This window comes from Devosia sp. T2-14 (assembly GCF_055397495.1).
Genome location: NZ_AP027921.1, coordinates 2,235,708 through 2,256,020, shown reverse-complemented (window position 1 = coordinate 2,256,020; position 20,313 = coordinate 2,235,708). Strand labels below are relative to the sequence as shown.

General features: G+C 61.8%; 19 protein-coding genes and 2 tRNA genes. 11 read left to right on the top strand and 10 right to left on the bottom strand.

Going from position 1 to position 20,313, the window contains the following annotated elements; all coding sequences use genetic code 11:
- Positions 1–38: 38 nt before the first annotated feature.
- The gene (locus ACZ5WT_RS11160; protein ID WP_464283864.1) at positions 39–2,108 is read right to left on the bottom strand and encodes a prolyl oligopeptidase family serine peptidase; all 2,070 of its coding nucleotides are present in this window, start codon (positions 2,106–2,108) and stop codon (positions 39–41) included.
- Positions 2,109–2,142: 34 nt separating this feature from the next.
- Complete coding sequence (locus ACZ5WT_RS11155) at positions 2,143–3,393, bottom strand: metal-dependent hydrolase family protein (protein WP_464283863.1); 1,251 nt, start codon at positions 3,391–3,393, stop codon at positions 2,143–2,145.
- A 306-nt stretch (positions 3,394–3,699) separates the two neighbouring features.
- Between ACZ5WT_RS11155 and ACZ5WT_RS11150 the strand changes: the two genes are divergently transcribed.
- From ACZ5WT_RS11150 to ACZ5WT_RS11115, 8 genes are all read left to right on the top strand, one after another.
- A complete protein-coding gene (locus tag ACZ5WT_RS11150) occupies positions 3,700–5,439 on the top strand; it encodes an ABC transporter substrate-binding protein (RefSeq protein WP_464283862.1) in 1,740 nt (579 codons plus the stop codon).
- Between the two features lie 83 nt (positions 5,440–5,522).
- Complete coding sequence (locus ACZ5WT_RS11145; protein WP_464283861.1) at positions 5,523–7,370, top strand: dipeptide ABC transporter ATP-binding protein; 1,848 nt, start codon at positions 5,523–5,525, stop codon at positions 7,368–7,370.
- Positions 7,367–8,305 (top strand): ABC transporter permease, encoded by a 939-nt coding sequence (locus ACZ5WT_RS11140; RefSeq protein ID WP_464283860.1) that lies wholly within the window; start codon positions 7,367–7,369, stop codon positions 8,303–8,305. The genes ACZ5WT_RS11145 and ACZ5WT_RS11140 overlap by 4 nt, the downstream gene beginning before the upstream one ends.
- Positions 8,302–9,258 carry an ABC transporter permease gene (locus ACZ5WT_RS11135; RefSeq protein ID WP_464283859.1) on the top strand — a complete coding sequence of 319 codons (957 nt, stop codon included), beginning with the start codon at positions 8,302–8,304 and terminating at the stop codon, positions 9,256–9,258. Before ACZ5WT_RS11140 ends, ACZ5WT_RS11135 begins: the two co-directional genes overlap by 4 nt.
- A 2-nt stretch (positions 9,259–9,260) precedes the next feature.
- On the top strand, positions 9,261–10,544 hold the full coding sequence (locus ACZ5WT_RS11130; protein WP_464283858.1) for an NAD(P)/FAD-dependent oxidoreductase: 1,284 nt from the start codon (positions 9,261–9,263) through the stop codon (positions 10,542–10,544).
- 43 nt (positions 10,545–10,587) lie between these two features.
- Positions 10,588–11,754, top strand: coding sequence for a pyridoxal phosphate-dependent aminotransferase (locus ACZ5WT_RS11125; protein WP_464283857.1), 1,167 nt, complete (start codon positions 10,588–10,590; stop codon positions 11,752–11,754).
- 86 nt (positions 11,755–11,840) lie between these two features.
- Entirely contained in the window at positions 11,841–12,566 is a 726-nt protein-coding gene (locus tag ACZ5WT_RS11120; RefSeq protein WP_464283856.1) for a GntR family transcriptional regulator, read from the top strand.
- A 47-nt stretch (positions 12,567–12,613) separates the two neighbouring features.
- Positions 12,614–13,003 (top strand): RidA family protein, encoded by a 390-nt coding sequence (locus ACZ5WT_RS11115; protein WP_464283855.1) that lies wholly within the window; start codon positions 12,614–12,616, stop codon positions 13,001–13,003.
- A 202-nt stretch (positions 13,004–13,205) separates the two neighbouring features.
- Here the strand turns inward: ACZ5WT_RS11115 and ACZ5WT_RS11110 are convergent.
- Positions 13,206–13,280, bottom strand: a tRNA-Gln gene (locus ACZ5WT_RS11110).
- Between the two features lie 176 nt (positions 13,281–13,456).
- Here ACZ5WT_RS11110 and ACZ5WT_RS11105 point away from each other — a divergent pair.
- Positions 13,457–13,533 (top strand) — tRNA-Pro (locus ACZ5WT_RS11105).
- Between the two features lie 128 nt (positions 13,534–13,661).
- On the opposite strand, the gene ACZ5WT_RS11100 is transcribed toward ACZ5WT_RS11105, so the two are convergent.
- Positions 13,662–13,904 (bottom strand): hypothetical protein, encoded by a 243-nt coding sequence (locus ACZ5WT_RS11100; RefSeq protein ID WP_464283854.1) that lies wholly within the window; start codon positions 13,902–13,904, stop codon positions 13,662–13,664.
- 183 nt (positions 13,905–14,087) lie between these two features.
- On the opposite strand from ACZ5WT_RS11100, the gene ACZ5WT_RS11095 reads away from it, so the two are divergent.
- On the top strand, positions 14,088–14,321 hold the full coding sequence (locus ACZ5WT_RS11095) for a hypothetical protein (protein ID WP_464283853.1): 234 nt from the start codon (positions 14,088–14,090) through the stop codon (positions 14,319–14,321).
- A gap of 200 nt (positions 14,322–14,521) precedes the next feature.
- Here the strand turns inward: ACZ5WT_RS11095 and ACZ5WT_RS11090 are convergent, their stop codons facing one another.
- Together ACZ5WT_RS11090 and ACZ5WT_RS11085 are read right to left on the bottom strand one after the other, a co-directional pair.
- On the bottom strand, positions 14,522–14,707 hold the full coding sequence (locus ACZ5WT_RS11090) for a DUF3008 family protein (protein ID WP_464283852.1): 186 nt from the start codon (positions 14,705–14,707) through the stop codon (positions 14,522–14,524).
- 140 nt (positions 14,708–14,847) lie between these two features.
- On the bottom strand, positions 14,848–16,833 hold the full coding sequence (locus tag ACZ5WT_RS11085) for a BCCT family transporter (protein ID WP_464283851.1): 1,986 nt from the start codon (positions 16,831–16,833) through the stop codon (positions 14,848–14,850).
- Positions 16,834–17,140: 307 nt separating this feature from the next.
- On the opposite strand from ACZ5WT_RS11085, the gene ACZ5WT_RS11080 reads away from it, so the two are divergent.
- Positions 17,141–17,656 carry a hypothetical protein gene (locus ACZ5WT_RS11080; RefSeq protein ID WP_464283850.1) on the top strand — a complete coding sequence of 172 codons (516 nt, stop codon included), beginning with the start codon at positions 17,141–17,143 and terminating at the stop codon, positions 17,654–17,656.
- A 19-nt stretch (positions 17,657–17,675) separates the two neighbouring features.
- Here the strand turns inward: ACZ5WT_RS11080 and ACZ5WT_RS11075 are convergent, their stop codons facing one another.
- The 4 genes from ACZ5WT_RS11075 to ACZ5WT_RS11060 all read right to left on the bottom strand — a co-directional run bounded on the left by ACZ5WT_RS11075 (position 17,676) and on the right by ACZ5WT_RS11060 (position 20,165).
- On the bottom strand, positions 17,676–18,092 hold the full coding sequence (locus ACZ5WT_RS11075) for a hypothetical protein (protein WP_464283849.1): 417 nt from the start codon (positions 18,090–18,092) through the stop codon (positions 17,676–17,678).
- 567 nt (positions 18,093–18,659) lie between these two features.
- Positions 18,660–18,989 carry a hypothetical protein gene (locus tag ACZ5WT_RS11070; protein ID WP_464283848.1) on the bottom strand — a complete coding sequence of 110 codons (330 nt, stop codon included), beginning with the start codon at positions 18,987–18,989 and terminating at the stop codon, positions 18,660–18,662.
- Positions 18,990–19,034: 45 nt separating this feature from the next.
- Positions 19,035–19,415 (bottom strand): hypothetical protein, encoded by a 381-nt coding sequence (locus tag ACZ5WT_RS11065; protein WP_464283847.1) that lies wholly within the window; start codon positions 19,413–19,415, stop codon positions 19,035–19,037.
- A 12-nt stretch (positions 19,416–19,427) separates the two neighbouring features.
- Complete coding sequence (locus tag ACZ5WT_RS11060; RefSeq protein ID WP_464283846.1) at positions 19,428–20,165, bottom strand: glycoside hydrolase family 19 protein; 738 nt, start codon at positions 20,163–20,165, stop codon at positions 19,428–19,430.
- Between the last annotated feature and the right edge of the window lie 148 nt (positions 20,166–20,313).

Here is a 20,313-nt window from a genome sequence, read left to right as displayed (position 1 = left end):
TTTTTTCGACCAGCCAGAAGCGCAGCCGCGCCGCTAGCCTACGATTTCAAGTGTCGTTCGAAAAAGCTCGCGAGCTTGCCATAGGCGAAGCGGGTCAGGGTGCGGTCTTGCTTGGCCCAGGCGTGGCCCGTTCCGGGCAAGGAGACCAGCTCGAATGTCTTGCCCTGACTGATGAGCTTTTCGACGAGCGCCATAGTGTCGGCATAGAGCACGACTTCGTCCTTGGTGCCGTGCAGGATGGTCAAGGCGTCCTTGAGGCCCGCGCTGTGGAACAGGGCCGATTGGGCGCGGTAGCGCTCGATATAGTCCTCGCCTTCGGTGAGACCCATGATCCAGCCCTGCTCGGGATAGGCGTGCCAGACGTTGGTTGCCGGAGCGCCCGCGAAGCCCGCCGCGTAGAAACCGGGCTTCTTGAAGAGCGACATCAGCGTCATGAGGCCGCCATAGCTGGAACCCCAGAGACCCACGCGCTCGGGATCGGCATAGCCGAGACCGGTCAGCGTGGTGACGCAATCGGCGATGTCTTCGATGTCCTGCGTGCCATAGCTGTTCAGCATGGCCCGGTTCCACTCGCGACCGCGGCCGAAACTGCCCCGGATTTCAGGGCTAACGACGACGAAACCGCGCGAGGCGAGATATTGGTCAATCCCCCAGCTCGGATGCGCCGCCCGGCCGCCCCACTGGTTCAGCAGGCCATCGGAATAGACCGAGCCAACCACCATCGGGTGGGTACCATCGGGCTTGAAGCCATGCGGTAGCATGACGCGCGCCATGAGCTCGGCGTCATCCACATGGCTCTTGAACGGGACGTAGCGCACGTCCGCCCAGCGCCTTTCGGCAAAGGCAGGCAACGGCGAATGCGTCACCTTCACCGGCTCGCCCGCGCCCCCCGTGGACTGCACGAAGAGTTCGGGCGGCGTCATGTCGTCGCTGAACAGATCAGCGAACGTGCTGAAATCCGGCGCATAGGTGGGGACGTGGATGCCGGCAGGTCCAGTCAGGCGCGTCACGGCGCCGCCAGTCAGGGCGACGGAATAGACGTGGCGCTCTGCCGGATGCGCTTCATTGGAAATGAAATAGATCTTGCCGCCGGACGCATCGATGGCGAATTCGGCAATTTCCCACGCGCCAGAGGTGATCGGCTCCAGCGTTGCCCCCTGCGCCGACAGAAGGTGCAGGTGATTGTAGCCATCGCGATCGGTGAGGACGATCAGGCCGCGGCCATCGGGGGCAAATGCCACCTGCCAATCGGGGCGAATCTTGACCGGATCGTGCGCCGCGTAAAACACGCTTCGGGCACCGCTACGCGTGTCGAACATGAAGATGGTGTAGTTCTTGATCGACAGGTCGCTGCTGCTGATGAACAGCGAATTGCCGTCCTGCGAGAGGCCGTAGCCCCAGATGGCGTCTTCGGCGTCGGGCCGTTCGAACCATGACACCGCGCCGCCCTCGGCCTTGACGAGGCCGACGCGACGGCGCGTGAGCAGGTCACCGGGGAAGGAGCGCACGAAGCGGTCCTTGCGCGCCTCGCCGTGAGAATCGTAGGAGATCTCGATCTTGCGGGTATTGGTGTCGTCGGCCTCGACGAAAACGAGGTTTCCATTGGCGGTCCACTGGAAGGACTCGACGCCAACGAACTTCGATCCGGCCAACAGGGTCTTGGGCTGCGCCGCGACGTCTGCAGCGACGGTCACAAGCGAACTCCCGGACAGGAAGGCCAGCGCGGCGCCATCAGAAGATGCGGCAATGGCGCTGACACCCTGCGTGCCGATGGCCAATGGGGCGACGGCGCCGTCTGCCGTTGCGAGATAGAGCTGCCCCTGCAGAACGAAGGCCAGGCGGCCTTCGCTCAACCAGGCCAGTTCGGAGATGCCGGCTGGCTCGCCGCTGGTGCGGCCGGCGCCGAGATTGGTGAGGCGGCGCCGGGTCTTTGAACCCTTCTCCCAGATCCAGATATCGCGAAATGTGTGTCCGCCCTCATTCCAGAGGAAAGCGAGGCTACTGCCGTCCGCCGACCAGCAAGCGGCGATCGGCAGGGTGCCGATGATGCTGGGCTCGCTGTAGAGCGTATCGAAGGTCAAGGGGGCGGTAGTAGGCTCGACGGACATGGGCATCTCTCGAAGAATGAACGGTGTGACGGATTTAGGCCGACTTGGGGCTGAGATCGGTCTTGTAGATTTCGCCATCCTTCATGATCAGGCGCAGGTTCTTTTCGGGCTCGGTCAGCACCGAGATGTCCTTGAGCGGGTTGCCGTCGACGATGAGAATGTCGGCGATGGCACCGGGCGCGATGACACCCAGGTCACCCGAACGCTGGACGATTTCCGCATTGATGGAGGTTGCCGACTTCAGCACGTCCACCGGGCGCTGCACGCGGGCGCGAATGGTCAGTTCCTGGAGCTGGGCGAACTCCATGTCACCCATGAGATCGGTGCCGAAGCCAAGCTTCACGCCGGCATCTTCGCAGAGACCCAACATGACGATGCCGGCATCGTTGACCATGTTGAGCTTCTGCATGACGTAGGGCGACAGGCCCAGGCGCTCGCCGTGCTGGGCGGTGACTTCGTAGGCGACCAGGGTGGGCACAACGAAAGCATCTGCCGCGGCGACCATGGCGGCGGTCTCGGCATTGATCAAATTGCCATGCTCGATGGTGCGCACGCCGGCCCGGATCGAGTGGGCGATAGCGGCGCTTTCATAGGCGTGGGCGCAGACATATTTGCCGCGCACAGCGGCTTCCCGCACGACCGTGCGGAGTTCCTCTTCGCTGTATTGCGGGACTTCGATGGCGTCATTCGGTGAACCGACGCCGCCCGATGCGAGCACCTTGATGTGGTCGGCACCCTTGCGCAGTTCGTTGCGCACGACGCTGCGAAGATTGTCGGTGCCTTCGACGATGCGGCAGGTGAAGTAGAAGGCGCTCGAATTGAGGTCGATATCGAGGCTCTCATCGGTCGAACTACGATGGTCGCCGTGTCCGCCGATCTGGCTCAGGGCCGGACCACCGACAAACAGCCGCGGGCCCGGAATGAAACCCTGGGCAATGGCGTTGCGGATGCCGACATCGCCGCCGGCCACGTCGCGAACGCTGGTGAAGCCCCGATCGAGCATCTTGCGAATGCGGGGCACGGCGCGCGCGGTCATCTCGGTCAGAGGAATATTGCGGTCGTGTTCGGCGACCAGGTTGATCGCGAACACGTGGGCGTGGGCGTCGATCATGCCGGGCATCAAGGTGCGGCCGCCAACGTCGTACTCGGTGACGCCCTTGCCGGTAATCGACTGGTCGGTGACGGCCTCGATGCGGCCATCCACGACGAGAACGTTCATGCCCGGAATGGCCTCGTCGCTGCGCCCGTCAAAGAGCGTGGCGTTGGTGAAAGCGATGGCTGCCATGTATTTTTCCTCCGGCCGAACACGTGCCTACCGGCTGCGATCAGCCAGTTTTCGGCGCTAATGTGTCGGCATCACATGCGGCTGTAAAGTCGTTTGATCAAAAAATCACAAACTTGCCGTTCTGAGCATTTCCGGGAACCTCCAGCCGGTTTTGCACAGCCAGGGTCGTTGACAGCGCGCCAAACCGCCTTCTAGTATCTTAGCGTTTGATCAAATGCTCAGACGCCGATTTTCGGGCTTTAGGGGAAGCAAGCCACGGAATCGCCGAGGTTGAAGGGAACTGCCGGATTGGCAGAAAGGGATAAAATGACACATCGGACATCTGCCAGGATTGCCCTGGCCGGGCTGACGCTTGCCTTGATGAGTTCTGCGGGAAGCTTCGCGCAGGAAGCCCGCACCGGCGGGACTCTGCGCGTGTTGGGCACGGCCGAAGTCGACCGGTTCGACACCGTGCCGCCGGCAACTGCCGACACCGGCAGCTTCTTCCGCGCAACGACGCGGCAGCTGATCAACTTCGCGGCCTCAACCGATGCCGATGAGCAGATCGCGCCGCAGGCCGACCTTGCCGACAGCGTGCCCGTGCCGACCGACGAGGGCCTGACCTATACGTTCAAGCTGCGTCAGGGTGCCAATTGGGACGCGGCGGACGGTCCCCGCCAGGTCGTCGCGGGCGACGTGGAGCGCGGCTTCATGCGCCTCTGCAACCCCTTCATTCCTGCTCCAGCAGTTTCCTATTTCGAGGACCTGATCGTCGGCTTCACTGACTTCTGTGCCGGCTTTGCCGGTGTGGAACCCACCGCAGAAGCAATGAAGGCCTATATCGAGGCGGGCGACGTTGTCGGCATCGAGACGCCTTCTGACGACACCGTCATTTTCCGCCTCAAGTATGCGGCAAACGACTTCATCTATCTGCTCACCCTGCCGGTCACCACGCCCGCTCCGGTGGAAGTGCTCGATTACCTGCCCGATAGCCCCGAATATCGTGAAAACTATGTTTCGAACGGCCCCTACACGATCGAATCCTATGTGCCGGACACGCAGGTCACGCTGACCCGCAACCCCGCCTGGCAGGCCGAAAGCGATCCGCTGCGCAAGGCCTATGTCGACAAGATCGAGGTCATTGCCGGTGTGCAGCCGGACGCCGCGATGCAGCAGTTGCAGTCCGGTGACGGCGACATGCTCTATGACATCAACGTTCCGCCGGTCACGGTGCAGATGCTGACCATGCAGGGTGACGACAAGATCTCGACCCTGGCCGAGGGTTCCTCGCGCATGATCTGGATCAACACCGTTTCAAAGAACAACGATGGTGCACTGGCCAACCCGCTCGTGCGCCAGGCGCTGAACTATGCCGTCAACAAGGCCGCCATCGTGCAGCAGCTCGGCGGTCCTGAATTCGCAACGCCGCTCAATGGCATCTTCCCGCTCGGCATTTTGGGCCACCACGACTTCGCGCCCTATCCGACTGCCGATAGCCAGGGCGATCCCGCAAAGGCCCGCGAACTGCTGGCCGAAGCCGGTTATCCCGATGGGCTGTCGCTGAAGATGCCGTTCCGCAATGCCGGCAACGGCGCCGCGGAAGCTCAGGTGCTGCAGGCCAGCCTCGAAGCTGCAGGCTTCAAGATCGAACTGGTGCCGACCCCGGCGTCCGACTTCTATCCGCGCCTGATCACCAATTTCGAGAATGCGCAGAACGGCGTTTGGGACCTCGTGCCTTCGGGCTGGTCGCCGGATTGGCCGGGTGGGGCTGCTCGCTCGATCTTCCAGCCGCAGTATACCTATGACGGCACCCACGGGACGTTCAACTTCTCGGACTACAACAACGAAGCAGCCAACGAAGTGGCGGCTAGGGCCCTTGCAACGTCCGACCTCGCAGAAGCTGCCAAGCTCTGGAATGAAGTCGACGAAATCGTCATGGCCAATCCCCCGACCGTGCCGCTGATCTCGCAGACCACCGTTCTCTACCACGGTGCCGGCGTCCAGAACTTCCTGCCCTATGCCGCAGGCGGCAACGGCGACTGGACCAATGTCTGGCTGAACCGCTAGTCCCAGCACAAACTCCGACGGAGGCCGGCTCGTGCCAACCGGCCGGCCTCCCGACTTTGGCCCCCTTGGCGAACCATCCGCTTATGACCGTTCTTTCCGTTCGAAACCTGAACATCGACATCCCAACCGGGGATGGTCATGTCCACGCCGCCCGCGACGTTTCGTTCGACGTGGAAGCCGGGGAACTCTTCGGCATTGCCGGTGAATCCGGTTCAGGCAAAAGCGTCCTGTCCCAGGCCATCATGGGCCTCCTGCCCGGTGCCATCATCACGGGCGAAATCATCTTCGAAGGCCGCAACCTGTTGACGCTGTCCCCTAAGGACATGCAGCGACTGCGCGGCAATCGCATCGCCATGATCTCGCAGGACCCGCTCTCGAGCCTGCATCCGTTCTATACGATCGGCGCACAGATCACCGAAGCCATCCGCACGCACCGCAAGATCAGCCAGGCAGAGGCGCTGCAGGAAGCCATCGACATTCTCGGACGCGTCGGCATCCACGATCCCGAAAAGCGCGTCCACGACTATCCTCACCAATTCTCGGGCGGCATGCGCCAGCGCGTGATGATCGCCATGGCCATCGTGCTTCGCCCGGCCCTGTTGATCGCCGACGAGCCCACCACCGCGCTCGATGTGACCGTGCAGGCACAGATCATCAGCCTGCTCAACGAGATGCGGCTTGAACTGGGCACGGCCATCATCATGGTCACGCACGATCTCGAACTGCTTTCCTCCATCGCAGATCACGCCATGGTCATGTATGCCGGCAATCGCATGGAAATGGGACCCGGCGAGGCCGTGCTCACGGCACCGGCCCATCCCTATACGCTTGGCCTCCTGCGCTCATCGCCGAGCAACGAGAGCCGCGGCGCCCTGCCCTCCATTCCCGGCCAGCCGCCGAGCCTTCTCCTAGACCAAAAGGCTTGTGCATTCGCGCCACGCTGCGCGGCCGCCATGAACATCTGCCGGCAGGAACGCCCGCCGCTGCGCGACTTTTCTGATGGCACCCGCTCGCTCTGCTGGCTCGAGGACAAGGCAGCCAAAACGGCTGCAGCCCTCCCCGCCGCGCCGGAGGAACCGAAGGCCATCGAGCAGGATTCCGACATTGTCGTCAGCGTCTCCGACGTGCGCCTGACCTATGGCGGACGCTCGCTCTTCGGCAAGAACATCAACCTCGAAGTCCTCAAGGGCGTCAGCCTGGAACTGCCCCGCGGCAAGACGCTTGGCATTGTGGGGGAGAGCGGCTGCGGCAAGTCCACCCTGGCGCGCATCATTGCTGGCCTGCTGCCCCCTACATCTGGAGATGTCACCATCGAAGGCCAGAGCGTCATCGGCCTTGACCGCCGCGAGTGGGTCGAGATGCGCAAGCGCGTGCAGATGGTGTTCCAGGACCCCTTCGGTTCGCTCAATCCGCGCCGGCGGGTCGGATCGATCATCGGCGATCCCTTCCGCATCCAGAATGTGGCCCATGGCACGGCGCGCAAGAACAAGGTCCGTGATCTCATGGAGATCGTGGGGCTCAATCCCGAGCACTATAACCGTTTCCCGTCCGAGTTTTCCGGCGGCCAGCGGCAGCGTATCGGCATCGCCCGTGCCCTGGCGCTCAACCCCTCGATCATCATTTTCGATGAGCCGGTTTCCGCGCTCGATGTGTCCATCCAGGCGCAGATCCTCAATCTGATCGGCCGCCTGCAGCGCGAACTCGGGCTGTCCTATCTCTTTATTTCCCACGACCTCGCCGTCGTCCGGCACGTCAGTTCCGAGATCATCGTGATGAAGGCTGGCCAAGTGGTCGAGCGGGGCGACACCGAAACGCTTTATCACCAGCCGCAGCATCCCTATACGCGCGAACTGCTGGCGGCGGCCGATCCGGATTATCGCAAGAGCGGCGGCGGTTTCGCCGATCCCCTCTCTCAGGGGGTGACGCCATGAGCACCGAAATCAAGCAGCGCGGTTCCCTGGAACTGACCATGCGCCGGCTCATCTCGGACCGGGCCGGCATGGTGTCGATGCTGTTCATCATCGCACTGGTGGCCGTGGCCGTTGGCGCTGACGCCATCGCAGCCCTGACCGGGCATTCCGCGACTGCCCAATTCCTCAACACGGGCCTCACCCCCACGGGCCTGCCTGTGCCGCCCAACGGCGAATTCCTGTTCGGCACTGACCAATTAGGGCGCGACGTTCTGGTGCGCCTTGCCCATGGCGCCCGCATCTCGCTGGCTATCGGCGTCGTAGCTTCGCTGCTGGCCGCCGTCATCGGGGTGACCGTCGGGCTCGTGGCCGGCTACTTCGGCGGCTGGATCGACGTGGTGCTTGGGCGGCTGATGGATCTCGTCATGAGCATCCCGGTGCTGCTGTGCATGCTTTCGCTGGTGGCCGTGTTCGGCCCGAGCGTGTCCCTTAGCCTCACGGTGATCGTGTTCTTCTCCTGGACGACGATGGGCCGCGTCATTCGCGGGCAGGTCCTGTCGCTTAGGGAACGCGAGTTCGTGGTCGCGTCGCGCTCGATGGGCGCGGGACACCTGTCGATCATGTTTACCGACATCCTGCCCAATCTCGGCGCGCCGATCATCATCTACACCACCATGATGGTACCCACCTCGATCATCTTCGAGGCGACCCTCTCCTTCCTCGGCCTCGGCATCGTTCCGCCGGCGCCGAGTTGGGGCGGCATGCTGGCCGAAGCGGCCAACAATTCGATCTACATGTTCGCGTGGTGGCTGGTGCTCTTTCCGGGCCTGGCGCTGCTCTTCACCACCCTCTCGTTCAACATCCTGGGCGACGCCCTGCGCGACGCGCTCGACCCCGCCAGCATGCGGCACAGGGCTCCCAAGAAGAAAAAGAAGTCAGTGAGGGCAGCGTCATGATCTCCTTCGTCGCCAGCCGGATCGGCTTTGCCGCGCTCGTCCTCGTCATGCTCAGCGGCTTCGTGTTCACCCTGTTCTTCGTTGCACCGGGCGATCCGGCGCGCATCGTCGCCGGTGAGCGCGCCACTGAGGCGCAGGTTGCCATGGTGCGAGAAAATCTCGGCCTCGATCGCCCGATCGTCGAACAGTATTTCAGCTTTGTCGGCCGCAGCCTCAGCGGCGACCTGGGCTATTCCTATCGCAACCAGCAGCCTGTGCTGGACCTGATCAAGAACCGCATGCCGGCCACCATTTCGCTCTGCGTCGGTGCCGTTGTGCTCTGGCTGATGATGGGCGTCCCCATCGGCATCATGTCGGCGCGGCGGCCGGGAGGCCTTGCTGATCGCATCGGGCAGGGCTTCGTGCTCATTGGCGTGAGCTTCCCATCCTTCGTGCTGGGCATGGCCGCGCTCTATTTCCTCTATTTCGTGCCGCGCCAGGCTGGTTTCACCCTGTTCCCGCCCGGTGGCTATCGCCCGTTCCTCGACAATCCCGGCCTGTGGGCCTGGCACCTGATGCTGCCCTGGTTCACGCTCGCCTTCACCTCGGCCGCCATCTATGCGCGACTGACGCGCGGGCAACTGCTCGAGGTGCTGGGTGAAGACTATATCCGTACCGCGCGGGCGAAAGGCCTGTCGGAACGCAAGGTCGTCTACAAGCACGGCGTGCGCTCGATCTTCGCGCCACTCACCACCCAGTTGGGAGCGGATATTGCCGCGCTGCTCGGCGGGGCGCTGGTTACCGAACAGGTCTTTGGTCTTCAGGGCATCGGCTCACTGGCCGTGCAATCGGTGCAGACGCTGGACCGGCCTGTGATCATCGGCGTCGTCCTGCTGGCTGGCTTCTTCATCGTCATCGCCAACCTGATCGTGGATTTCCTCTACATCCTGCTCGATCCGCGTATTCGGACCTGACCATGACCAGCCCTACCCAAGACACTCTCTGGACACGTACGGCGCGGCTGCCGGCGGAATCCGACGCGACGCTGCCGCAGGCGGTTGATGTCGCCATCATTGGTGGCGGTTTCACCGGCATGACGGCCGCGCGTGAACTCCTCCTCGCCGGCCGCTCGGTGGCCGTATTGGAGGCAGGCCAGATCGGTACCGGCGCCAGCGGCATGAATGCCGGCTTCGTGGTGCCGAACTTCGCCAAGGCGGATCCGAACGCGGTTCGCTCCAAACTTGGAACAGAACGCGGCAACGCGTTGCTGCGCTTGGTCGGCGACGGCGCCAATGCGGTGTTCCGTACGATCGAGGAAGACGGCATCGCCTGCGATGCCCAGCAAACCGGCTGGCTCAACCCCGCCTATGGCGCGGCGGGTGCGGACATGCTCAAGGCCCGCGCCGCCCTGTGGCGCGACCTCGGGCGGCCAGTTTCGTTTCTCGATGCCGACCAGACCCGCGAGCAGACCGGCATGAGCATTTACGCCGGCGCACTGCTCGATGACGAGGGCGGCACAATCCACCCGCTCGACTACCTGCGCGGTCTTGCGAAGGGTGTCCGGCGCCGGGGTGGCACGGTGCATGAGAGGCAATGCGTCGACAAGGTCTCGCGGGACGGCGCCGCCTGGCGCCTGACCATGCGCTCGGGCGCCACGCTTAAGGCCAACAAGGTGCTCCAGTGCACCAATGCCTTTACCGCTGGCGTTGCCTCGCGCATGGGACGCTCATCCGTGCCCCTGCGGGTCTATCAGATTGCCACGACCCCGGCCGATGCGGACACTGTCCGGCGCATCGCACCCGATGGCCGGCCCGTGGGCGATACGCGGCAAAACCTCTTCACCTACCGGCTCGATCGCGACAATCGTCTGATCAGCGGCGGAATGGCGGCCATCCCGTTTGGCGCCTTCGATAGGCTTGGCCGCGCCGTCGCCGAGCGCCTCAGCGAAGAACTCGCTTTGCCCCAGGCAGTGGCTCCCGAAGTGGTCTGGACGGGCGTAGCCGCCATGACGCCGGACTTCCTGCCCCGCCTCTACCGGATGGGCGAGGGATGGTTTGGCGGCATCGGCTGCAACGGACGCGGCATCGCCATGACGGCGCAACTCGGACGCGTCCTGGCGCGCGCTGCATTGGGCGACAACGTTCAGGATCTGCCGATCCCACTGCGGCCGCTCCGCCCCCTTCCCTTCCACCAATTCACGCCAATGGTCGCTTCGGCTGCGCTTATCCAGGCCCGCCTCAAGGACATGCTGACCAAATGATCGACCAGTACAGCGGCCATCAGCGCCGCCAGGACATATAGTTATGAAGCAACTCGCCCGCCGCATTACCGGCACGTCCAAGAAATCCTTCGGCATGTATGCGCGCGCCGCAGCCAGTGGCCGCGACGACCTAATCCATATGGAACTGGGCAAGCCTTTTGCCGATACGCCCCAGCACATCAAGGACGCGACCATCGCCGCTATCCAGGATGGTAAAGTCCACTATTCGGACCTGCCCGGCATTCTCCCCCTTCGCGAGGCCGTCGCAGCAAAGCTGGCGCGCCAGAATGGCATGGACGTTACGCCGGACCAGGTCGTGGTCACCAATGGCCTGACCCACGGCTCCTACGCAGCCTTCATGGCCTTCATCGATGACGGCGATGAGGTCATCCTGCTCGAGCCCTACTACCCCCAGCATGTCGGCAAGATCGAACTGGCTGGCGGCACCGCGGTTCCCGTGCCGCTCGACGCTGCGAACGGCTATGCGATCGACGCCGCGCGGATCGAGGCCAGCATCACTGACCGCACCAAGATGATCGTGCTGATCAATCCGTGCAATCCAACCGGCCGCGTCTATACGCGGGAGGAACTGACCGCGCTGGCCGACGTCGCCATTCGCCATGACCTCATCGTGGTATCCGACGAGGTCTACGAAGAGATCGTCTATGACGAGGCAAAGCACATATCCATTGCCTCGCTCCCCGGCATGGCCGAGCGCACGGTAACGCTCTTTGCCTTCACCAAGAGCTACGCCATGGACGGCTGGCGCATCGGCTATCTGGCCGCACCCAAGGCAGCTGTCGGGGCAATCCTCAAGATCACCGCCAATGACGTCACCCATGTGAACACCTTCATCCAGGAAGGCGCCCTCGCCGCACTCAACGGCGATCCTGCCGTGCTGGCCGAACTGATCGCGGATGACCGTCAGAAGCGGGATCGCGTGGTGACCCGGCTCAACCAGATTTCGGGTGTAACCTGCCCCTGGCCGCAGGGCACCATCTACGCCTTCCCCGACGTGTCCAAGTTTGGCCTCCCGGGACAAACTTTCGCCGAACGCCTGATGGACGAAACCGGCGTCGTGGTCGAAGCCGGCAGCTTCTACGGGCCGGCAGGCGAAGGCCATCTGCGTTTCTGCTTCGGCTCGCTGTCGCTGGAGGACATCGATCTGGCGCTGGATCGTGTCACGAGTTTCGTCCGGCAGCTCGGCTGAGTGGGCATTTGCGTGTTGCGGACTATGTCCTTTGATCATACTAGCAAACAACAAAAGGTCGTCAGCGCATGGGAAAGGGTATTCGATTGCTCGAAAGCAAATTCTCGACCGGCGAGCTGAAACCAGTTTCTTCGCGCAAGACTGTGCATGACCTTGTTTACGAGCAGTTGCGCGATGCCTTGATGTCGGGTGCTTTCGAAGCACGAAAGGCATTCACGATCGCGTCGTTGTCCGAGCGCTTTCAGACTTCGCATATGCCCGTGCGCGAAGCACTTCGGCGCCTGGCGTCAGAAAATGCCCTGAGCATTTCGGCGTCTGGCACAGCTTACGTCCCCGCCATCACGGCCCCTGAACTGCGCGACATCACCCGCGCCCGCATGATCGTCGAAGGCGCAACTGCGCGCATTGCCGGGCCCCTGCTCACACCAGAAGACATCGCCACGCTCGAGCAGATCCTGAGCCGCCATCGGGCCAGCGCGAGTGCCGGAAACAATACCGAGATGACGGCCGCGAACCGGGCGTTTCACTTCCATATCTACCAGGCATCCGGCAGTCCCGTGCTCCTGAGCCAGATCGAAAATCTCTGGCTTCGCTCCGGACCCTATGTGCGCTTCCTGTCCGACAGGATGAGCGAACTGCTCAAGACAGAGCACAAGGCCGGTTTTACGGACCAGCACGAAGCCATGATCGATGCGATCAAGGGTGGCGACTGGGAGGCGCTGGGAGTTGCCTGTGAAGCCGATATCCGGGCCTCGCAGGATCTGCTGCTCGACATCCTCGCCACCGAGGACGGCGCGACGGACACGCCCTAGAGCGCTCCAGTTCGGCGCTGCCCACCAACACACGAAAGTAGAACACCATGTCGACAGACCGCTGGGCGATTTCCTCTGGATCGAAGTTTGAAAAGCTGGCCGGCTATTCCCGCGCACTCGTCGACGGCGAATGGGTTTTCGTCTCCGGCACGGCCGGCCACGCGCCCGACGGCTCGATCTCGCCCGATCCGGAAGAACAGACCCGCCAGTCGCTCCGCACCATCGCCAAGGCGCTGGAACAGGCCAGTGCCAGTCTGGCTGATATCGTGCGTCTCAACGTCTACGTTGCGGATCGCCAGGACGTGATGACGGTATCGAAGGTCCTGGGCGAGACATTCTCCGACCCCCGCCCCACGAACACCACCATCATTTGCGGCTTCCCGGTCGAAGAGATCAAAGTCGAAATCGAGGTCACTGCTCGAAAGCGCGGCAACTGAAAGAGTTGCCGTAGGCAGGCTCTGTTCGGCCACGCTGGGCGAATCGCGCACCGAATCTCATCAGAACCTTGTCACTCACACGGCCGTCCCAAGGACGGTCGTGCGCACGGGCTGTCGCGACCTACCTGCGTAGTGCCACGGGGCAGCGCCTCGTCGGCCCGCCGATTCAAATGCTAGCTATTTCAGGGATTTGAGCGGTAGTTGGCTGGGGCGCCAGGATTCGAACCTGGGAATGTCGGTACCAAAAACCGATGCCTTACCACTTGGCGACGCCCCAACTGGCGCGGTTCCTACACGGTTTGCCGGTGCTGTGCAACACAGCCTGAGCACTTCATAAAAAGCCTGTGGGAGACGCTTGAACGAGACGGAAAGCGCAGCTATAACCCGGCCCATCGCGACTGGCAGAGACCGCCCAAAAGGCTGATTTGCCACAAATCCCGTGTCGCATTGTGACGGAGTATAGCGCAGCCTGGTAGCGCACCTGCTTCGGGAGCAGGGGGTCGCGTGTTCGAATCACGCTACTCCGACCAATCAAGCCGGGCGTCTCCGAGAAATCGGCGGCGCCCGGTTTTTTCTTACCGACAGGGTTACCGACAGGGTTCGGGCAAAAGAAGAAGCCCCGGCGTTGGCACCGGGGCTTTGGGCATTGTCACAAGGCTCAAGCAGTAGGTTGCATCTGCTCCGCAACCATTGCCAAGATGACCGCCAGTGGCTCTGCAGCAGCACCCCACTGAGTGGCGTACTGAATCAGCAGCAGAATGCGCCGCTCCTCATGCTTAGGAATGCCCGCAGGAATACGAGGTCTTGCATAGGTGTTCTTCGCGGCCATGCGCTGCGCGTCCATCCTGGCTTTGCCGGGAACCGATCCAGTCTTTTCAACGTTTTTCGGAACGTCCGACATCCTTAGAGCCTTCTGATGTTGGCTCTAATCGTGTCCAAACTGTCCCGGCTCGCGGGCCGGGACCTTTTCGGTACCGGTGAGGAGCCCCACGGGAGATAGGTCCTCCGGCCGCCGAAAAATCGAAACGTACGATCGGTGAAGTACATCATCGTTGGATTTTGAACGGCATTATTGGAGGAACCAATGCTGAACGAAAGCAAGGTTGATACCGTCGCCATCGAAAGAGAGGGGCAGGTCTATTCGGCGGTCTATTTCGTTGAGCACGGGGTACTATATGCGTGCGTTGCAGGGCAGGCAGTCGCGACCGCGTGTACCACCAATCCATATGATCAGACCCGCGCTTTGTTGGAGGCGCGCATTCTGGAAATGGAGGGAAGACGCGACGATAGCCCGATATTCACACGCTGGAACCGCTGACGCGAAATCAACGTTAGGGACGCCGTGGCGCCTGCTGGACAGCGCTACGGGCGGGGCGCTGCGACCAAACCCCTAGCGGTGCCCCGCTCTCTGGCGGCCACCACTTGGCGCTTTGTCTCCGGCCGACCCTGCGGCGGCCCGAAGCACTCATGAGCATCCCGATGGACCCGTCTCCTGCCAGGTTGGCGTCAAGCTGCGACTTAGTGCTTCGCAACATGGTCGGGTTTGCCTTTGCGTTTCGTCGACGCCATTCTTTCCAGTTCTTCTTCGCTCATCGACATCATCGATTTGGACGCCCCCTTGAGATCTCGTTTGGGCGTATCGCCGCGCTTTGCTGATAATGCAGCGCCGGCGGCTTTTTGTTGTGCAGCGGATTTCGCGGGCATAGCGCATCTCCCAATCTTCATTTCACTTGCGAGAACAACGCGGATAAAAGCGGAAAGGTTCGAGCCCTACCAGATGCACCGCGACGTGGGCACGCCGAAGCGGCCGGAAGGAACCTCTGCCGTTGACCGGTCGAGACGCGCTAGGCGCCAGTTGGATGCTCGGGGGCCCCGTGCACAAGCTGGACTTCCGGCGACTTCACAAGGGCCAGATAGCGCTCGAATTGCACGAGTACATCGGCGATGATCTGGTCGCGTCCCATTCCCATCACATCATAGCCCCGGCTACCGCTCGAAAAATACGTTCGAGCCTCGTATCGCATTTCCGGCTTACCGGCTCCCATGGGCGAAAGCACCGCTAACGGATGGCTGGCCAGGGACACGCCATAAACGAAATCCCGCACACCTTCAGCGGGGGACCGCAGGGACACTGCACCATCCTCTGACTGCTCAATGCTCGTCGGCCGCCCGCGGCTATTGAGTTCATCAGCCACCTGCTTCAACGCAGACTGCACCTGGGTATCGATGAAGATTTGGACCTCAGACGGGCGTGGCGCCCGTAGCATGAGGGCAAGCCGTCGCTGCCAGGTTACACCGGCCGCGGGTTGCGCTGGCGCGGACGTCGTAGCCGTTTGTTGTTGAGCGACGTCTGCCCGCATCCCGGTCAAAAGAGACCACAGGAGGGCCAAGATGACGATTATGAAGGGTAGCGCACTGGCGATGGTAACCGACTGCAACGCCCCCACTCCACCCGAGAGTAGCAGGACTGCCGCAACCACACCGGTGAAAGCGCACCAAAATACCCGCTGAAGCGTTGTAGTTTCGGTGTCGCCGCCCGCCGCAATGGCGTCAATCACCAGCGATCCAGAGTCTGCCGAGGTAACGAAAAAAATCCCGACCAAAATGACGGCGAGCGTCGAGGTGACAGTCGGAAACGGCAGATAGGTGAAGAATACGAAGAGCCCAACGGATAGATCATTCGCGATAGCTGTTCCCAGCGCGCCTCCGGCAACACCCGCATCAAGAGCAATGGCGGTGTTTCCGAATACGGTCATCCAGATAAAGGTAAAACCAGCCGGAATAAACAACACCGCAATGATGAACTCCCGAACGGTACGGCCCCGCGAGATACGGGCTATGAACATTCCCACAAAGGGTGACCACGATATCCACCAGGCCCAGTAGAACAGGGTCCAAGCATCGATCCACGGCGTTGGTTCATACGCATAGATGTTGAACGTCCGCAGCACGAGGCTGTCCAGGTAGAGACCGAGGTTCTGGACGAGATCGCGAAACAATGCCGCGGTTGGACCAGCCATCAACACGAACAGCATCAGGCAGATTGCGACCAGCAGGTTGATTTCCGAGAGTATTCGCACGCCCGTGTTGAGTCCGCTCACAACCGAGATCGTCGCAAGCCCTGTGACAACCCCGATTATTAGCAGTTGAACAAATGGCGTTACCGGTACGCCAATCAGGAAGTTCAGACCCGCGTTAATCTGGCTGACACCCACGCCCATGGAGGTCGCCAGACCAAAGATCGTGCCGACAATTGCGAAGACATCAACCGCATGTCCGATGGGACCATTGATGCGGCCTTTCAGCAAGGGATAGAGCCCGGAGCGGGTGGTGAGCGGCAGGTTGTAGCGATAGCCGAAATAGGCAAGCGAAAGACCGACGACCGCATAGATCGCCCAGGCATGAATGCCCCAGTGGAGGAACGTGACAGACATCGCCTCGCGTACTGCAGCCACTGAGCGGGGCTCGGCAGTAGGTGGCAACATGTAGTGCGTCATGGGTTCGCCGACACCATAGAACATCAAGCCGATCCCCATGCCGGCTGCGAATAGCATCGCAATCCACGACAAGAAACTAAAGTCGGGCGATGAGTCGTCGGGCCCCAACTTGAGATTGCCGAAGCGACTGAAACAGATCAGCAGCATGGCGATCAAGACGATGCCGACGGCAAGCAGGTACAGCCAGCCAAAGTTGGTCAGAATGCCGGACTGCAGCCCGCCAAAAATCTCTTCAGCCTGCGACGGAAAAACGATTCCGATTGCTAGAAAAACGGCGATAATTGCTAGCGAACCAAAGAACACCGGTCGGTTGATGACGAATGGTTTGAACAAGATAGTCCCCAACTCGCAACCTGCCGGTTGGACACTATGCCCGAGCCTGCGTCACGAAAACTCGCCACGATCAACAAGGTTCCAGAACGTTGGGTCCCCAGCAGCGACAGCCGGTTAAGGCGGTCTATGCTGGCGTTCCCCAAAGGAGCAGTGGTTATAACGCAATTGGGGAATACTCATTGCCCGGTTTGCTAGACCCAATGGACCCCAGGCTTGGAGCTCGTCCATGCACCTGGGCCTAGGGAGGGCCAGCGACCTCCATCAATTGCGCTCCCGCTCCCCGCCTTCAACCGCGCGAGGTTATACTGTGTCTGGTGATTTTGAGCTGCGAGCAATTAAGCAAAGGCTCAGTCTCGAAGAGCAGCATGCAGCCATTATGTCCCGAGTGGCGTCGTTAGAGGCCAGTCTGGCAGAGGCCAAGAACATGCTGGCCCATATCGATGAGCTACTGCTTTCAGTGGCGCAGATCATGGGCGATGAGCCAGAAGGCGGCGCAGTACCGTATGAGCCTGTCAGGCGCGCGACGGGAAATCCCAAAAAAGAAGTGATAGCGCAGGAAGTCAGGGATTACCTGAAGGCTGGCGGCAGACCCATGTCTCGCCGGGAGCTGTTTCAGCGCCTCTGCAACGACGGAATTACGCTCAGAGGAACAAATCCCGAGGTGGTTCTAAGCACAATGCTCTGGAGAGCGGGCAATATGTTCGGGATCGAGCGCCTGAATTCCGGAGGCTACGCGCTTAAATCTTGGCGACGAAAACGCCAGGCGCACGAACCATCCGAAACCAATGCTGCAGCTCTTCACAGAGAGGGCCCAGATCGTTAGATCTGAGCCCATAATTGCGTTAGGCGCGGTCGTCTATATACACGATAACCGACCCGTCGGCATTGCTCTTCACGGCGACCACATCGTCCGCGCTATGGCCATCGGCCTCCAGCTTCGCCTTGATGGCTGCATTGGCAGCGATATTGGTATGCAGCTTAGTCACTGCTTCCGCGTTAGCTGTCAGCGCCTCGGCCACGGTGGACAGATCCACGTCTGCAGAGCCTGCGACAGACGATACCACCGAGCCATAAGTCTGGTCGGCCACGCCGCCGGCATTGGCATTAGCCTTTACGTCGGCGCCAACCTTGGCACCCACAGCGGGGGTCTCAACAGTGACACCAGCGCCGGCACCCGCACCTGCATCCTGAGCAAAGGCAGGAACCATGACCGAGGTCAGAAAAGCTGCAGCGGCCGTAATCACGAGGGCGTTCTTCATGTTTCTTCTCCGTTTGTAAAAGCGGTTGAGGAACGGGTTCACGTGTTGATGGTTGCGAATTGTGATCGGCATCATCAACAGCAACCATGAGCTTTGCCGCGCATTGAGCTCGACGCACTGTCTTGTTCATGGAGGATACGATGTCGCGAGATGGTTTGCCGACAGGCGAAGGCACTTCGTCCGAGAATGACGTCTTCGATCCGCATCCTGCCACTGAGGAAGACTATGACAAGATTCCGAGCCCTGGTGGGGTCAAGCCACGCAAGGGGCCGGACATAGGGCCCAATACTTACCTGAACGACGGAAATAAGGTGGTGCGCTCGCCGAAAAAGCCACGCTGATCGGCCTACTTGGACCGCGCTAGCGGAACGCGTCCCTTCCCGATGAATGCCTGGAGCACCTGCACTGGTTCGCCCTAACCGGCGAGCTTTTTGCTGGGAACCAGAATTCCCGATCAGCGTTTATCGACTATCCAAAGTCAGTGGGCCGTCGGCCCTTCGGCCCATGTTTAACTCTTGCCCCGGCTCGTCACCGGGGCTTTTTGTCGCACGCCTATGATGGCGGCGCTCACGACCTCGTATTAGCCCCCTTCCCCCGCAGCCGGTCCCACAGGGCCAGCGGATCCTTGCTGACCAAACTGACCCAGATCACAAGGTTGCGGCCAGAAATGCCAAGGACGCCGGCAATGGCATGGGACCAGTCTCCGGGCAAACTGAGGTTCGACACGATGGCATCGGTGGCCAGCACCGCCACGGCCATACCGCTGATCACCGCCAGCACGCCAGTGAGTAAGCTGTGGCGCTTGATGTCGAGCAGCACCGCCAGCACTGCCATGATAAAGGAGGCAAGCAGGGTCGAGACCTTGATGCCGAAGAGGGTCTGAATGGGATCGGTCATGGGAAGGACTTCCGTTGAGAAGGAGGCGGCCGGAGCCGCCCGGAGTTAGCGGCGGAACATCTCGGCCAAGCGCTCGGCAACGCTGCGCGGTTTGGGCGCCAGCTTGGCGATGGCCTCGGCCTCCTTGGAGCCTACCGGGGTCAGCGGCAGCTTCCTGCCCTCGGTGGTGACCACCTGCGGCCGAACGGTGGCGCGGAAGGACTGCCACTGTGACCACAGATACATCGCGAGACCGGCATAGGCCGAAATGGAATAGCCACCGCCCTGGCCCTGCAGAACGGCCACGATAAGCGCCTGGTGCTCCGGTGGCAGCGAGAGAAACAGCGGCGCAAGGCCGGCGGTCCATGCCACCAGCTCCTGCAGCCGGCGCCAGAGCCAGCCGAGCAGCACGTTCTGCGCGACGGCAACAAAGATCGAAGTCAGCATGATGTGGTCCTCCTAGAACCGGACAAAGAAAAGGGCCGCCGCAGCGACCCCGAGAGCGATTGTGATGATGATCGGCCACGGCGGGCCGGACTTGCCCTTGACGGGCGGCGGAGCCTGCGGCGCTGGACGGGTAGGAGCTGCTGCGCGATAGCCACCGGCCTTCAGGGCCTTTTCGAAAGCCAGGGCGTGCTCGGCGATCACTTCGGCTTTGTCGGTGCCGTTGACCGTGCGCCGGGCAGACCTGAACTCGGCCAACTCGGCATTGTCGGTGTCATCCACATCGTCGATGTAGTCCGACAGCCCCTTGCCAGTGAACCAGCCCTTGAGCGTGCCCACGACAAGGATGCGCGCGGCCAGCTCGAGGCCGAGGGCCAAGTCTGGATTGCCCAGCAAGTCGATGCCGAACTCGCGCCCTACGCGCGCATAGTTCGCCCGGCCGGTGATCTGCACCAGCCCCCGGCCTCGGTATCGGTAGCCGTCACCGCGGAGCGTGTTGCCCAGCCGCTTGCCGATCTTGGTGCCGGGCTCGTATTTGTCGAAATACGACTTCGAACCCTGCTCGTAGATGGCCTCGTAACGCCCGCCTGTCTCGACGATGGGCGTGGCCAGAACATAGGCCAGCCGCTGGAGATTGCCGTCGCCATAGCGGGCCCAGGCGTCGAGGATGGCGTTGATGCCTGTCACCTGAGCCTGAGCCAGCTTGCCGCCGAACAGCGACGAGCGCACGGCGTTGAAGAACGCAGCGTTCATGTTGAACCTCTTGTTATGGGTGGTCGTGACCCCCGGCGAAGCGGGAGGGGGCAATGGAAAATCCGCCGAGGCAGGTGCAGCTAGCCGGTCGACTCTCGCCAGGCGTCGCGCTAAAATCGCTCTATTGAACCAGCTGTCCCTGCGGGAA